The 14,960-nt window shown below is 51.2% G+C and carries 14 protein-coding genes; 12 read left to right on the forward strand and 2 right to left on the reverse strand.

Annotated features, from left to right (window positions below; translation table 11 throughout):
* The first annotated feature begins 7 nt into the window (after positions 1-7).
* The 4 genes from HH215_RS26760 to HH215_RS26775 all read left to right on the forward strand — a co-directional run bounded on the left by HH215_RS26760 (position 8) and on the right by HH215_RS26775 (position 3,843).
* On the forward strand, positions 8-448 hold the full coding sequence (locus tag HH215_RS26760; protein ID WP_169282661.1) for a DMT family transporter: 441 nt from the start codon (positions 8-10) through the stop codon (positions 446-448).
* 20 nt (positions 449-468) lie between these two features.
* Positions 469-1,284: an inositol monophosphatase family protein gene (locus HH215_RS26765; protein WP_169282662.1), complete on the forward strand. Its 816-nt coding sequence runs from the start codon at positions 469-471 to the stop codon at positions 1,282-1,284.
* Between the two features lie 174 nt (positions 1,285-1,458).
* Positions 1,459-2,637 (forward strand): MFS transporter, encoded by a 1,179-nt coding sequence (locus tag HH215_RS26770; RefSeq protein WP_256376637.1) that lies wholly within the window; start codon positions 1,459-1,461, stop codon positions 2,635-2,637.
* Positions 2,638-2,685: 48 nt separating this feature from the next.
* Positions 2,686-3,843 carry an MFS transporter gene (locus HH215_RS26775; RefSeq protein ID WP_169282663.1) on the forward strand — a complete coding sequence of 386 codons (1,158 nt, stop codon included), beginning with the start codon at positions 2,686-2,688 and terminating at the stop codon, positions 3,841-3,843.
* On the opposite strand, the gene HH215_RS26780 is transcribed toward HH215_RS26775, so the two are convergent.
* Together HH215_RS26780 and HH215_RS26785 are read right to left on the reverse strand one after the other, a co-directional pair.
* Positions 3,822-4,802 (reverse strand): AF_0692 family protein, encoded by a 981-nt coding sequence (locus HH215_RS26780; RefSeq protein ID WP_169282664.1) that lies wholly within the window; start codon positions 4,800-4,802, stop codon positions 3,822-3,824. The genes HH215_RS26775 and HH215_RS26780 overlap by 22 nt on opposite strands.
* Positions 4,803-4,817: 15 nt before the next feature.
* The gene (locus tag HH215_RS26785) at positions 4,818-5,435 is read right to left on the reverse strand and encodes a TetR/AcrR family transcriptional regulator (RefSeq protein ID WP_254450238.1); all 618 of its coding nucleotides are present in this window, start codon (positions 5,433-5,435) and stop codon (positions 4,818-4,820) included.
* Positions 5,436-5,718: 283 nt separating this feature from the next.
* Between HH215_RS26785 and HH215_RS26790 the strand changes: the two genes are divergently transcribed.
* The 8 genes from HH215_RS26790 to HH215_RS26825 all read left to right on the forward strand — a co-directional run bounded on the left by HH215_RS26790 (position 5,719) and on the right by HH215_RS26825 (position 14,936).
* Positions 5,719-7,539, forward strand: coding sequence for a sensor histidine kinase (locus HH215_RS26790; RefSeq protein WP_169282666.1), 1,821 nt, complete (start codon positions 5,719-5,721; stop codon positions 7,537-7,539).
* Positions 7,520-8,674, forward strand: coding sequence for a response regulator (locus HH215_RS26795; protein ID WP_169282667.1), 1,155 nt, complete (start codon positions 7,520-7,522; stop codon positions 8,672-8,674). The genes HH215_RS26790 and HH215_RS26795 overlap by 20 nt, the downstream gene beginning before the upstream one ends.
* A 224-nt stretch (positions 8,675-8,898) precedes the next feature.
* Positions 8,899-9,615 (forward strand): type 1 glutamine amidotransferase, encoded by a 717-nt coding sequence (locus HH215_RS26800; RefSeq protein ID WP_254450239.1) that lies wholly within the window; start codon positions 8,899-8,901, stop codon positions 9,613-9,615.
* 331 nt (positions 9,616-9,946) lie between these two features.
* Positions 9,947-11,140, forward strand: coding sequence for a LytTR family transcriptional regulator DNA-binding domain-containing protein (locus HH215_RS26805; RefSeq protein ID WP_254450240.1), 1,194 nt, complete (start codon positions 9,947-9,949; stop codon positions 11,138-11,140).
* Between the two features lie 132 nt (positions 11,141-11,272).
* Complete coding sequence (locus HH215_RS26810; protein ID WP_169282668.1) at positions 11,273-12,121, forward strand: ABC transporter ATP-binding protein; 849 nt, start codon at positions 11,273-11,275, stop codon at positions 12,119-12,121.
* Positions 12,118-12,828, forward strand: a complete 711-nt coding sequence (locus HH215_RS26815; protein ID WP_169282669.1) for an ABC transporter permease — start codon at positions 12,118-12,120, stop codon at positions 12,826-12,828. Before HH215_RS26810 ends, HH215_RS26815 begins: the two co-directional genes overlap by 4 nt.
* 168 nt (positions 12,829-12,996) lie before the next feature.
* Positions 12,997-14,664 carry a Ycf46 family AAA ATPase gene (locus tag HH215_RS26820; protein WP_169282670.1) on the forward strand — a complete coding sequence of 556 codons (1,668 nt, stop codon included), beginning with the start codon at positions 12,997-12,999 and terminating at the stop codon, positions 14,662-14,664.
* Between the two features lie 56 nt (positions 14,665-14,720).
* Positions 14,721-14,936 carry a DUF2997 domain-containing protein gene (locus HH215_RS26825; protein ID WP_169282671.1) on the forward strand — a complete coding sequence of 72 codons (216 nt, stop codon included), beginning with the start codon at positions 14,721-14,723 and terminating at the stop codon, positions 14,934-14,936.
* Positions 14,937-14,960 lie beyond the last annotated feature (24 nt).

Raw genomic sequence — 14,960 nt, forward strand, 5'->3', positions numbered from 1 at the left:
AATCACTTTGAAGGCAAATGGATTGTCGCTCTTGCTTGCTCTCTCCGCAGGAATGCTGGGAGTCGTCCAAGGGATCATCAATGCGTATATCGGTAAGTTTCTTGGTCAATACGGTATGATTATCGGCGTTTCGGCCGTACAAATCTTAGTCGCTTCCCTTGTCGTTTGGCGCGTGAAGTCTGCTCCGTTAGAGCTGAGCATGATTCCGTGGATCATCGTCGCGGGGATGCTGGGCGTAGGCATCATGTTCGGAGTTTCCTATGCGACGGGGGCGGTCGGGGCTTTGCCGGTCTTTGTTCTGATCATAGCGGGACAGATTATAGCTTCGGCAATTATCGATCATTTCGGATTTATGGGTTTGCCCAGAAATTCCTTTAATCTATCTAAGCTAGGCAGCATTCTGATTATTGCGGCAGGCGTATGGTGCTTAATGAAATCATCGAACTAACGTCGACTAAGGAGAAAATAATGAACGATAACGAGAAGGTTGAGACGGTCTTGATGATGGATGCGGCCCGCTATGCGCGGGAGGCAGGCGAGCAGATCGTGAGCCTCATGGAGAAGCCGTTGCATATCCAAGAGAAGAAGAACGCTTCGGATCTTGTGACCGAGGTCGATCTCCTAAGCGAGAGAATCGTTCGGGAACGGATTGCCGGCGATTACCCGGAGCACTGGATTATGTCGGAGGAAACGGATGGCGTTCTAAGGAGTTCGCATGAAGCCTTCCGGCAGCCGCAAAAGGGATACGGGTGGATTATCGATCCTATCGACGGAACGATTAATTTTATTCATGGTTTGCCTCATTTTGCGATATCGATCGGCATTGTAAGGGATGGGATACCCGTATGCGGGGTTGTCTATAATCCCATGACCCGGGAGCTCTATTCTGCCCAGAGGGGGTATGGCGCAAACTTGAACGGTCAGATCATTCGAGTAAATCCGGAATCGCTATTGGAGAACGCCGTGCTGGCCACGGGTTTCCAAGCAGATGATTGGAGACCGAATTCCCCGGCCGTCGAGCAGATCGGCAACTTAACGGGGCAATCCAGAAGCGTGCGCATTCTCGGCGCTGCTAGCCTTGATCTCTGTTTAGTAGCGTCGGGCAAGCTAACCGGCTTCTGGCATGAGGGTCTCTACCCATGGGACGTTGCGGCCGGCGTGTTAATGATACAAGAAGCCGGAGGCAAGGTGACGAATAGGCAAGGGGCTCCGTTCAGCCTGAGCGATAAGACTTTGATCGCTTCCAATGGGGCTATTCACGACGCGCTGCTCGCTATTCTTTAATAACAATGGGCTGCGCTCAAACCGATGATCCTCCGGATCGTCGGTTTTTGGCCGTTCCTCCGCCTACGGTTGTCAGGCTCATCGGTCAGGGATACAATGTGTAAGTGGAATTCCGAGCAATCGTAGGCCAACATCATCGTAATCGCAACATCGCAACAAGGAGAGTGCAACGATTTGTCATCAAGTGTTATTCCCTCGGCATCTCAATCCTTCCGTTCCCGTTTAATCGTCCTGCTTCTGGTCGTCGTGGTCGCCGGCATGAGCCAAGGGCTATTGCTGCCTCTATTATCTATTCTGCTTGAGGATTCCGGCGTCTCGTCGGATATTAACGGTTTGAACTCCGCCGCCATGTATGTCGGTATTTTCTGCACGATGTTCTTTGCGGAGAAACCCGTCCTTCGTTTCGGATACAAAAAAGTTATCCTAACAGGCATTTCGGTAGTCACTCTTACCAGTCTATTGTTCCCGTTTACCCATTCGCTTGCGGTTTGGTTCGTTTTGCGGCTACTCGTCGGCGTCGGCGACAGCTTGCTTCATTTTTCCACCCAGTTATGGATCGTAAGTTCAAGCCCCGCGGATAGGCGGGGAAAATACATTTCCCTGTACGGCATGGCCTACGGGCTCGGCTTTAGCATAGGGCCTCTGGGCATCAATCTGCTTCCGTTCGGCAGGGCCGTTCCGTTTCTCGTGACCTGCTCGTTCTTCATATGCGTGCTGCTGCTCGTGCTAAGGATGAACAATGAGAAACCCGAGCGGGCCGCGAAAGGAGCCCGGAACGAGAATCGGTTCGTGACCACCTATCGCATGGCGTGGTTTGTTCTTATACCCGGTCTCTTGTACGGATTGATGGAATCTTCGATGAACAGCAGCTTTCCGTTATATGGCTTGCGCATTGAATTGAGCCAGCATTGGATTTCCCTACTGTTATTGGCATTTGGCGTAGGGGGGCTGATCTTACAGTTGCCGCTTGGCATTTGGAGCGATAGGATCGGGAGAAAGCCGGTATTGATCGTATGCGGGTTCATAGGCTCTATCGCTTTCTTGGCCATCCCTGCCGCCGGGAGTAACGTTGCGGTCCTGTTCGTATTATTCGCCATCGCCGGCGGTGTCGTCGGTTCGTTCTTTTCCCTGGGACTTGCGTATGCGGCGGATATATTGCCCCGAGCCATATTACCGGCGGCCAATGTGATCGCATCGATCCACTTCAGCATAGGAAGCATATTGGGCCCGACCGTCGGCGGTTACGGTTTGCGCTATTTATCCGTTCACAGCGTCTTTTTGTTCTTGGGCGCCGCATTCCTCGCCTTCGCTCTGCTTGGCTTTGGATTTCGCCCGCAAAGAGCCGCCGCATAGATTTAGATTTTAAGCTTTGATTCGCGATGGGAAAGAGGAGTATTATCTTTGAAAACGAAACTATCAAGCTATTATTTTTTGTGGTATTTGGCCGTATCCGTGTTTATGCCTTATACGAGTCTATATTTCAGCGAAAAGGGCTTCAGCCCTACCTCGGTCGGACTTATTTTGTCCTTATGGGCCGCGGTAAGCATCGTTTCGCAGCCCGTGATGGGCATGATCAACGATCGCATTAACAATCCCCGTAAAATATTGATGATTTGCGCCATAGCGGCGCCGGTATTCGGAATGGGTTTTCAGATCGCGGAGGGGTTGGCCGGGTTTCTCGCGCTGTCCGTGTTGTTCGCATGGTTTCAATCGGCTTCCGGACCGATCGGGGACGCGATGGCCGTGGAGATCGCAAGCAGGAACGGTTACCCGTTCGGGAGCATTAGGCTGTGGGGAGCTCTGAGTTATGCGGTCGGTACTTTTACCACCGGCATTTTATACGATAAATACGGTTACGACGATATTTTCCTTTATTATGCGGTCGTAAGTTTAACCCTCTGTTTCGTCATCGTGCTCCTTCCTAAAGCCAAGGTGGCTCGACCGAAGATTACGCTAATCGGGCAAATGGGCAAGGTCGTTCGCAACAAACCCTTTATGATATTCATGGGTACGAGCATGCTCGTGATGATGTCGGGATCGATTAACATGAACTTCCTTCCGCTGTACTTCAAAGAGATGGGTTTCGATAAGAGTTGGATCGGGAGCGCCTACGCGATCGCCGCCATTATCGAAGTTCCGATGTTCTGGGTGGCTACGAAGCTTAGCAGGAGAATAGGCAGATATCCGTTATTGAGCTTGGCTGCGGCGATCTATGGGATTCAGTATTTAACGTTGTTTATTTTCAACGACGTTTCCTTAACGCTTGCGGTTCAATTATTGAATGGGGTTGCGTTCGCGTTCGTTGCGGGTACGGCCGTGGAAGTCATCCAGAGCTATTCTACCAAAGGAACGGCCGCGACGATGCAAACGGTATACGCGGCGGTAACTTGGGGGCTTGGAGGAATTCTCGGGAACGCGATGGGAGGAATCATCGTCGAACATCTGGGAAGCTCCGCGCTCTATTTGATCCTGAGCTGTTTTTGCGCGGTTTCTTGCTTGCTATTCATCGTGAACAGGCGCCATCAGCAGTCTTTCTCTCAGGAGGAAACGGCATCCTGAGGTAAATGCTTAGCTATCGCAAACAGCAGCGCAATCGCGATCAAAGCAAAGAGAACATTGCCGATCCAAGCTATCGTGTTATCCGGCCATAAGAGCCACGTCACCGTAAAGCCGCCCCACGCATACGTCAGTAGGGCGCCGGCAACAAGAGCGAACTGATGCCGGATCGTCCAACCCGGATGACTTGACCAACGACGCACCAGCAACCACGCCATACCTAGGATAATTATCCCCATAATGACGCCGGCCCAGCTTTCGGGCTTGGCAAAAAACAGGCTTGCCGCCACGAACGAGCCTATACCGAGCGTCCAAGGCTTCAATAGAGTTCGGGACGAATTCACTTTCGGACGGTGTTTCAATCTTAAAGAGAAGGCTGCAACGATTAGTACGAGCGCAACGGCGCCAGCGCCGGCAAATTGCGCAGGCGAAGCTATAAATTTCTCCTCGGCGTATATGAAAGCAAAGACGATGGCGCAGCCAATCAAATACAAAAAACCGGTCATAGCAAGACCAACCTTACCTAACCACGGCGTTCTGTTTCTTGCAGGAGTCAGCATCTCGATAATTGCGATAGGAACGCTAATACTCCAAATCGAATGTCCAACCACATAGGTCAAAGCATCATAAGCGCTGATTCCTAATAATGGAATAGGCGCGACCTTCTCGGCAGCATCGAAGAAGGAGGGATTAAAGAGGGATTGGTCGGCCAGACCGGCCTCGATAACGCCATATGCCGCGGCCAATAGGAATAGGGTCGGCCAACCTCGCCCGGTGCGGCGAGTTACTTCGCGAATAAGCAGGGCACCTCCACCGTAAATCGGTAGAAGGAGCACTAATGCGGCGAAGAGGTTCTGAGGCGGACTGCTGCCTAGTAAAAATTCTCCCACCCATGGCGCAAGCAAGAGCAAGCCTATTGCGGGGGTAAGACGCCGAAGTCTAGACGGAAATGCGGGAACCATCTAACAACCACTCCCTTATCTTTTTATTGCGCGATGAATGATTTTTACAAGCTCGTTGCTGTACGTCTCCAAATCGACTTTTTTGGTAATAGCAAAGTTCAGCATATATTCGCCGATTGAACCTTGGATCATATTGACCATGACGTCTACATGAAATTCTCCAAACTCTCCCGTTTCTTGACCCTCCCGCAAGATTTGTTGCAGCTCCCGCATGATAGGGTCCTCCTCATCTTCATCGTTTAACTTATAGTACGGAATGTTATCCGGCGTCCTGGCATTGAACACGATTTCGAGCAACGCCGCATAATGAGCGGGATGCGTGCCTTGATAGGCCAGACTTGCAACAATGAACGCATTCAACTTGTCTGTTGCCGTGCTTTCCCGGCGAACTCTTTCCAAAATGTAAGTCGTCGATCTTTCGATAAGCTTCATAAGCAATTGATTCATCAAATCGTATTTATCGGCAAAATGATACGAAATCAGGGCTGTGCTTATTCCCGCCCTTTTGGCGATTTGAGCAAGACTGGCACTAACGTAACCGATATCGTCAAGAGTTTGGATCGCTGCATCCATGATTTGTTCGCGTCTTGCTTCGGATATAAAGCTTGATTTTTCTCCGGCGTTATTTTTCAATATTAAAAATCCTTCCATCTCTTAGTTCAGTTCGGCACCCGATTACCGAAATCTTACTCTTATTGACTAATTGATTAAAAAATTGATCATTTGATCAATTACTATTACTATATGCTCCTTGCGGTGTCGATTGCAATAAAAATATCGCCTAATTTCCAAATTGGAGAAAGCGGCATGAATCTCATACTACCCATGCCAAGGTAAATGCTATAATAACTTACATAAGCTTTATTCGATCGAGTCCGTTCGTTCGGGCTCAAGCAGAAATACGGAGGAAGACGTCGTGGACGCGAAACAATGGATGGCTCTATTACTGTTTATCGCAACGGCGCTCATGCTGTTCGTGGCGTACCTGTCTTATGGCAAACGTCAACTGCAAGTGGCGCGGACGATGGTTCTCGTGATGCTTGCGGCGGCGTTCTATGCGCTAGGTTATGCGATAGAGATTCTAAGCCCGAGCTTGCGAGGCATCAAGATCGCCTTACAGATTCAATATTTAGGTATTCCGTTCGTTACTTCGCTTTGGCTCCTGATCGTTATTCAATTTACGGGAGCGGCAGCGCAACTGCGAAGCCGGCTGACCTTTCTGCTGTTCGTCATCCCCTTCATAACCTTCTTCTTACACCTTACTAACGATTGGCATCATCTTATCTATTCGGATTACGTACTGAGCGAAGGCGCATCGGTTTCTGCCTATACTACCGTCAAGGGCCCGTGGTATTCGGTACATTCGATCTACAACTACTCCATTCTGACTTGCGGCATGTGGGCGATTATCCCGATGTATTGGCGGATGCTGCCCCAAGACCGGAAGCAGATCGTCGTTCTTATTCTGGGAGCGGCCGCGCCGGCGATGTTCAACATCGTATACGTCTTCGCGCAAAATATCGATTTCACGCCGTTCGGGTTCACCGTATCGGGAATTATTTTCTTATGGGGCATTTTCCGCTTCAATCTGCTTCGGTTAACGCCGCTGGCATTGGCCAAAGTGTTCGCTACGATTCGAGACGGAGTCGTCTTGCTCGATCATGAGGATCAGATCGTTAGCCATAACGTGGCTGCCGAAGAAGTGTTTCCGAGGCTGGCCGCCATTCGCAACTATCCTGCGCAGGGTCATGGCTTTTTGTCCGAAATTCCGGAACTGCCGGGACGGATCGCCGCCGCGGAGGGCCGGGACGAACGGTTCTCCTTGCAACTCGTTCAAGAAGGCAAGATCAAACATTTTATTTGCAGTCTTACTTACATTCACGATACCGGGAGTACCCCGATCGGCAAAATGCTGATGTTCAACGATATTACGGAGCTGATGGAGAACGAAGCCCGACTTCGGGAAACCGCGAGGCAGATGTCGCAGCTTAACGTGTTCAAGGACAAGCTGTTCACCGTCGTCGCCCACGACATCCGCGATCCGATCGCTCATTTGGTCAGCTTGACCGAACTGCTGGGCGAGGAGCCGAAGGACTCCGATATTGTCCATGCGGAAGTATTTCGGGAGATTAAAGGGCAAGTGCGCAGTACGTTTCATCTGGTCGACAATCTGCTGGATTGGTATCGGAGCCAGAACGGGGAAGTGTCCTTCCGCCCGTTGGCGTGGAATTTGCAACAGGTTGTCCGGCAGGCCTTTTCTCTGGCCGGAGCAAGAGCCGGCATGAAACAAATTCGGATGACGGAGCAGGTCGACGAGACGTTAACGGTAGTCGCCGATAAGGAAATGCTCGACCTGATTTTCCGGAACCTGCTGTCGAACGCGATCAAGTTTACCGGAATCGGCGGTTGCATCGAGATCGACGCTTCGTTGACCGGGGAGTTGGTCAGCGTGTCCGTAAAGGATAACGGCATGGGAATGGATGAAGAGACGATCCGGCTGTTGCGGGAAGAGGAGCTGTTCTTTAAGGGGCCGTCGGCGGAAAACGAAGGAGGCGAGATGCGGTTCGGTCTCGTATTAACCCGCGAATTCCTTCGTATCCATGGAGGCAGCTTACGGTTTGACAGCGTGCCGCGTCAAGGGACGACGTTCGTCTTCACGCTACCGGGTTCGGAGAGCAGCGAACGATTAATGAAAAGAGAAACGGCGGTGGGCTTGCATGAAAGTCATCTTGATTGACGATGAACCCGTGATGCACCTCATCATGCGCAAGATGTTGGAGAAGCATCCCGAAGTGCAGGTTGCAGGCGCGTTCGCGGATACTCGCTCGGCTTCCGCCTTCCTGAACGAGAATGCGGACGTCGGACTCGCGTTCGTCGATATTTCCATGTCTGGCGAGAACGGACTGGCATTCGCCGCCGAGATGGAGAGAACGGGCAGCAAGATGCAAATCGCGTTCGTCACTTCGCACAAGCAATTCGCCTTGCAGGCCTACGAGTTATCCGTCGTCGATTACTTGGTGAAACCCGTGTCGCAAGAACGGCTGGAACGGACGGTGAATCGCGTGCTTGCCGGCAGGGATTCCATTAAAGAGAGTAAGCGGCAACCAGCGGTAACCAAGGACGCAAGCGAAATCGTCATTACGGCATTGGGCGATTTTTCCATACAAAACGAATCTGGACGCGTCAAATGGATTTCCAGCAAGAGCGCCGAGTTATTCGCCTACCTGCTGTTGTATCGAGGCAAAAGAGTGGCTCGATCCCGGTTAGTTACGGATATTTTCGGAGGCATGACTCGGGATAACGCGGAGAAGTATTTGAATACGACCGTGTACCAATTGAGGAAGTCATTGGAGCCGTTCGGTTTACGGGAGACGGTTCGTTCGGAGAATGACGGTTACGTCTTGGAGTTAAACCGGGCAGTCATCGACTACGAGACGTTCGAACGGCAAATGGAGCAGCAGCTTGGCGTAGAGGACGGTAACGTGGATAACTTGCTTAAGGTCGAAAGGCTGTACACGGGCGACCTGTTCGGCAGTAAAGCTTACGTGTGGGCGATTCAAGAGACGGAGCGCTTAGCGGAGCGTTACTCCTTCTTCGTGAAGAGATTGGCCGAGGCATTCCTCTCCCAAGGGAACACGGTTGCTGCCGCCAAGCTGCTCACGAAACTGCATGCCCGCAATTCGCTGGACGAATCGGTCGTCAGCCTGCTGATGAGGGTCCATGCGCGGGAGGAGAACAAGAAAGGTTTAACCTCGCAATATACCGATTATGTGAAGCTTCTCAATCGAGAACTCGGCATTCGTCCGTCTAAAGAGTTGCTTCTGCTCTATGACTCTTTGGTCAGCGGTCTTTCCGATGGCGTAAAACCGTAAGGATTATACGTAGTCGACGAAAGAGTATGTAATAACCAAGAAATTCATTGCCGTTGGAGACAATGGCGTGATTCTAACCGGAGTACCTAATCGCGAGTAATATTGAATGTGGGATATCGCTCATGCGAATAAGATTTTTTCTGTGTTATATTTATTGACATGCCCTTCTCGAACTATTAATATACGGTCATAGTCTTTATATAGCCGTAAATGAGGAGGGGAAAATGTTGAAAATCATCGTGTTCAAACACCTTTCCTTCGACGATGATAGCGTTATTGCTTCTTGGGCCGCTCGGCAGGGTCATGAACTGCAAGTGCTCGTGCCTTCCGACTTTGTCGAGTATCCTGCGCAAGCGGCATTCGATATGCTCGTCATTCTAGGCGGTCCCATGAGCGTGTATGAGGAGGAACAACATCCTTGGCTGATCGCGGAAAAACGGTTTGTCCGGCAAAGCGTCGACGAAGGCAAGCCCGTTCTCGGGATTTGCCTCGGAGCCCAAATGCTGTCGGAAGTACTGGGCGGGAAAGTGTATCGCGGAGAGCAGAAGGAGATCGGATGGCATACGGTCCGAAGAACGGAAGAGAAGCATCCGATCTTCGATGCGTTGCCGTCGTCGTTCGTTAGCTTTCAATGGCACGGGGATACATTCACGCTGCCCGAAGGCGCGAGGAGACTCGCCTATTCCGACGCATGCGCTAACCAGGCGTTCTCGTACGGGGATTCCGTATTGGCCTTGCAATTCCATCTGGAAACGACGCCGTCGTGCATCGGGACGATGCTGGATGAGTGGAAGAGCGAGCTCGTAGAAGCGCCGTATATCCAGCCGGCAGGCGAGATACTCTCGCAGAAGGAGCGGAGCGAAGCTTCTTCTGCGATGCTGACCGATATTTTGGATCGCCTGGCGGCGGTTCATGAGACTAGGAAGCAAGAGTTGCGGTGAGCGGTGCTCGAGGTGGGTTACTAGTGGGAAGCAGAACCGGCCAACCGGCAACGGGGGAATAGAGTACTTTCAGTGCGTTACAGTCAGCGTCGAGCATCGCGGTGGTGCGCGTAGAGTACTCTCAGTGCGTTACAGTCAGCGTCAGGCATCGGAGAACAGTATGCTGCAAGCCGTTGGTAGCGGTCTAAATAGTAATCTCCATCTCCAAAAAACCTTTACCGTCCGCAGTCTCGGAGGTAAAGGTTTTTTCTGTTGCGTAAACGACTTCGCCTAGAACCGGAGTGTGTATTATATAATGAAGAAGCCGAACGGCGAATACCGGTGAAACGCTATGGATAAAGGTGATATATTGACGATTCTATCAATTAAACAATTGGAAAGATATACGGACAACGAAAGGGTTTTTCCCGCGTTTGATCTGGAAGTGGCACCTCATGAAACGGTCGCGATTTACTCGAGCACGAACGTGCGTCAGGTTCTATTGGCTATGTTCATGGGCGGACTGCCGCTTTACGGAGGGGAAATCCGGGTGAATGGTAAGACCTGTATCGGCGACCGCAAAAGCTATTTGGCGGAGATCGGACTGCTCTTGCTGGAGGAAGGATTTTACGAAAGGTTGACCGTCAAGGAAAGCTTCTCCTTCTATAGAAACTTAAACGGATCTACTAAGCATATAGACGAAGTCATCCGCGCGGTTAAGCTGGAGGAGAAGGCGAAAACTAAAATGGCTAAGTTATCTTCGTCGGAGAAGAAAAGGGTGCATTATGCCCGGCTGCTGTTCCAAAATCCGGCGTTGATCGTGCTCGAGGAACCGGATCAGAACGTGGATAACGTGACGAAGCATGTTTTTCAGAAGCTGGTTGGTATGCTTGCGGACAGCGGCAAAGCGTTGCTGATCCTCACCGGTAATATGGAAACGGCTCTAAGCGTTACCGACCGGATTTACCGATTGGACGATAAAGGGCTGAAAGCTTTCGACGTTGCGAAGCCAGAAGCCTCGGAAGCCTCGGAAGCCCCAGAAGTCCCAGAAGTCCCAGAAGTCCCGAAACTCCCAAAAGCCCCGGAAACTAAAGAAGCTCAAGAAGCCCCAATCGGCCATGCCGAACTGGAACCATCCGACGACTACGATGGGGAGGAACGGGATAATGAAGAAGGCGGGGAAAGGGAGCAGATCGTCCAGTTCGTTCGGTTCGAGAAAATCCCGACGCGAATGAACGACAAAATCATTCTGTTTAATCCCCCGGAGATCGATTATATCGAGAGCGGCGAGGGGCAGTCGTATCTCTACGTCAACGGAGAGTCTTTTCCCGCATCGTTCAAGATCAACGAGTTGGAGGATCGATTGCGGTCGTACGGCTTTTTCCGGTGCCACCGTTCTTACATCGTCAATTTGCAGAAGGTCAGGGAAGTGGTCACCTTCACGCGCAACAGCTATAGCCTTGTATTGGACGATGTCCGAAAGTCGTCGGTTCCGTTGTCGAAGACGAAGATGGCGGAATTGAAGGAAATGATGGGGATCAAATAAGCTCCGTTCGCTTCCGGTTATGCGCCATTCACCCTCCCAAGCGCTCCTTTCGGCGATAATATAATGCGCTCAAGCCCTTCACCGTCTACGATTGGAACAGATCGAACGATTAGACGAAAGGGGAAATGAGAGATGGAATATATGATCGACGCCAACGCTTTGGAGAAGTCCTTTTCCGGTACCCGGGCGCTGAAGAACGTATCTTTTCAAGTAAAGAAAGGAGAAATATTCGGCTTCCTCGGACCAAGCGGATCGGGCAAGACGACAACGATTAAAATGCTGACCGCCCAATTAACGCCGACCTCGGGGAGCGCGTACGTGTTGGGTGTTCCCGCAAGCAAGCTCAAGGAAGGGAAGTATCGCAAGCAAATCGGGGTTATCACGGACAACACCGCATTGTATGTGCGGCTGAGCGTTTACGACAATCTTAAGCTTTATTGCGACTTATACGATGTTCATCCCAATCGGATCGACGAGGTTCTTCGAATGGTAAACTTGACTCAAGAGAGCCAGAAAATCGTCTCCAAGCTGTCGAAGGGGATGCTGCAACGAATAACGTTAGCCCGCGCGTTCCTGCATGAGCCGAAGCTTCTCTTCCTGGACGAACCGACTTCTGCGCTCGATCCGGTGAATACGAGGCATATTTACGAAGGATTAATCGCGTTGAAGGAAAAGGGAACGACGATCTTCCTGACGACGCACGACATGAACGAAGCCGAGACGTTATGCGATCGGGTCGCGTTCTTGAACGATGGGGAAATTCAATTGCTCGATTCTCCCAAGAGGCTGCGGCAACAACGAAGCGACTTAACGTTAACCGTGGAACTAACGGACGGGTCGCGGGCGATCGTGCCGAAGGGTCCCGCGGGAGCTCAGGAGCTGTTCCAATATATGAGCGCGAACAGGGTCGCGTCCGTTTGGTCCAACGAACCGACGCTGGGCGATATTTTCGTAGAGGTGACGGGGAGGAAATTGTCATGACGTTCTCGATGAAGCGGGTGCTCGCGATCCTGAAGAAGGATTACAAAGACATATCGCGGAATTTGTATATTACGACGACTTTAATCCTGCCCCCGGTAATGGCTCTCTTGGTCAATCGCACGGAGGGTGCGGGAATCGATATGTATTATATGCTTATTAGCATGGCTCTTGTCCTCGTGGGAGCTTACATACAAGCTTCCTTAATCGCGGAAGAGAAGGAGAAGAATACGCTGAGGGGGCTGATGTTATCTCCCGCCAGCACGTTCGAGATATTCGCCGGAAAAAGCTTGCTGAGCCTACTGGGGACTATCGCCATCGTGACCTTGACGATAAAGCTGACCGATTATCGGCCTCAGAACATTCCGATCATTATCGTCGCATTATTATTGTCAGCGATTTTTTATTTGGGCATCGGCACGTTAATCGGCCTGTTTACAAAATCGGTTATCGAAGCTTCCGTAGTTATTTTGCCGGTCGTTTTCTTGTTCAGCTTCGGTTCCTTTATAACGACGCTTATCGAGAAGTACGCGTTCCTCTCTTTCGCGGAATACTTGCCTAACCTGCAATTGGTCGAATTAGCCAAACGGGTCGAGAACGGTGACGGAATATCCGAAGTCGCCGTTCACCTTGGCGTGCTGCTCATCTGGGCGATCGCGATTCACCTTGTAGCCGTCCTCGTGTATAAGAAGCGCATGGTAGATGATTGAAGACGTATCGAATAGTAAACGATAGAAACTATTGAAAAGAGATTGCCCACAAGTTAACCGCTTGGGGCCAGTCTCTTTTTTTCGTCGAATGAATAGGAAAACTTCCCCTTTTTGTCGAATAGAGTAAGAGGATTTAGAGACCGCATCTATTTGGAGGGACAATTGGTGATGGAAGATACGTCAATCATCGCATTCAAGACGCATTTATCGAATTTATTGCGAGCAAGGTTCCCGTTTCTATACATCTCTACTTGGGAAGAAGAACGCGCGTTATCCGTCATCCGATCGGTCGCGACCCAAGAAAGCTTGATCAAGACGACCCGCAAAGTATTCACGTGGAGCCTCACGAACGGAATGGCGGAAGAAGGGCATAAGGGCTCCGAGGAGTCGAAACATCCGGTCAAATGCTTAGAATTCATCGAGGCCTACGATCAGCCGGCGATCTTCATCCTGAAGGATTTCCACTTCTGCTTCGGCTGCGGCGGACGGGTGGCCGATCCGCAGGCGATCCGGAAAGTGCGCGATCTGGTGCCCGCATTGAAGATGAGCGCCAGTCCGAAGAACGTGATCCTGCTCAGTCCGACTCTGATCCTTCCTCTGGAGCTTCAGAAGGAAATTACGATCGTCGATTTCGAGCTTCCTTCTCTTCTGGAGATTAAAGGCCTGTTGAAGGAATTGATCGATGCCAACAAATCCAGCGGCAGAATTACGATCGATCTGAATCCCGAAGAGGAAGACAGACTGGCCAAGGCGGCGCTCGGCCTTACGCTTAACGAAGCGGAGAATGCGTTCGCCCGCGCAATGGTCGAAGACGGACGTCTGGACAAGCGGGACGTCGAGGTCATCCTCGAAGAGAAACGCCAAATCATCAAGAAATCGGAAATTTTGGAATTTATCAAAACGGATCTGCGGATCGAAGACGTCGGCGGATTGGAAAATCTGAAACGCTGGCTGCTTAAGCGCAATAAATCGTGGCTCGATTCGGCCTCGCAATATAATTTGCCCGCTCCCAAAGGGGTGCTCATCACCGGCGTTCCCGGTTGCGGGAAGAGCTTGATCGCCAAAGCCGTCAGCGCGATGTGGCAATTGCCTCTGTTGAGGCTCGATATCGGAAAAATCTTCAGCGGCATCATCGGAAGCAGCGAAGAGAACGTGCGCAAAGCCATACAAACGGCCGAAGCGATCTCTCCGTGCATACTGTGGATCGACGAGATCGAGAAAGGTTTCGTCGGGATGACCAGCGGCGGAGACAGCGGGACTTCCAGCCGGATTTTCGGAACGTTCCTGACTTGGATGCAGGAGAAAACGAAGTCGGTGTTCGTTATCGCGACGGCGAACAACATTCATTCGCTTCCTCCCGAGTTGATGCGCAAAGGGCGCTTCGACGAGATTTTCTTCGTGGATTTGCCGACGAAGAAGGAGCGCAGAGATATTTTCCGGCTTCACATTAGCAAGAGACTTACCAATCCGAAGGTGATCGGAGAGTTCCAATTATCCAAGAGTACGCTGGATTCGTTGGTCGACGCGACGGAAGGTTTCGTGGGCGCCGAACTGGAGCAGATCGTTATCTCCGCTTTATTCGAAGCCTTTTCGGAAGATAGAAGTATTCGCTTAGAGGATCTGGAGAAAGCCATTCGCACGACGGTACCGCTCTCGGTTACGCAAGCCGAGCAGATCCATAGCATTCGCGAATGGGCGAACGTCCGCGCGGTTGCGGCCACTCCGCGGGAGGATCGGGTCGAGTATAAACAAGAGCCTCCTGCGGCTCCAGGCTCTCCCGAGGCGGAAGACGGGGACATTCGCTATGCTCGCGGCGGCAGAGCCGTTGATTTCTAGACAAGGACGGCGAAGGTCCGTGTAGGCTTGATCAAGCCGGATAAGGAGAGGGCTCAATGTCCAAGAAGCAAATTCGCGTTCAAGTGTTTCCAGATGGACGAATTCAAGCTGAGGTGCTAGGCGTCAAAGGCAAATCCTGCACGGACTATATCGAGATTCTTGAACAGCTTCTTGATGCGGAAACGGTCGATTCGGCCTATACGGCGGAGTATTACGAAACCGGGCACGTCGAGGTTGATCAACGAAATGTTAACTCTATTAAGCTAAGCTAGAGGATTGGATGAAGGAGGGGGTTC

This window comes from Cohnella herbarum, from assembly GCF_012849095.1.
GTDB lineage: Bacteria > Bacillota > Bacilli > Paenibacillales > Paenibacillaceae > Cohnella > Cohnella herbarum.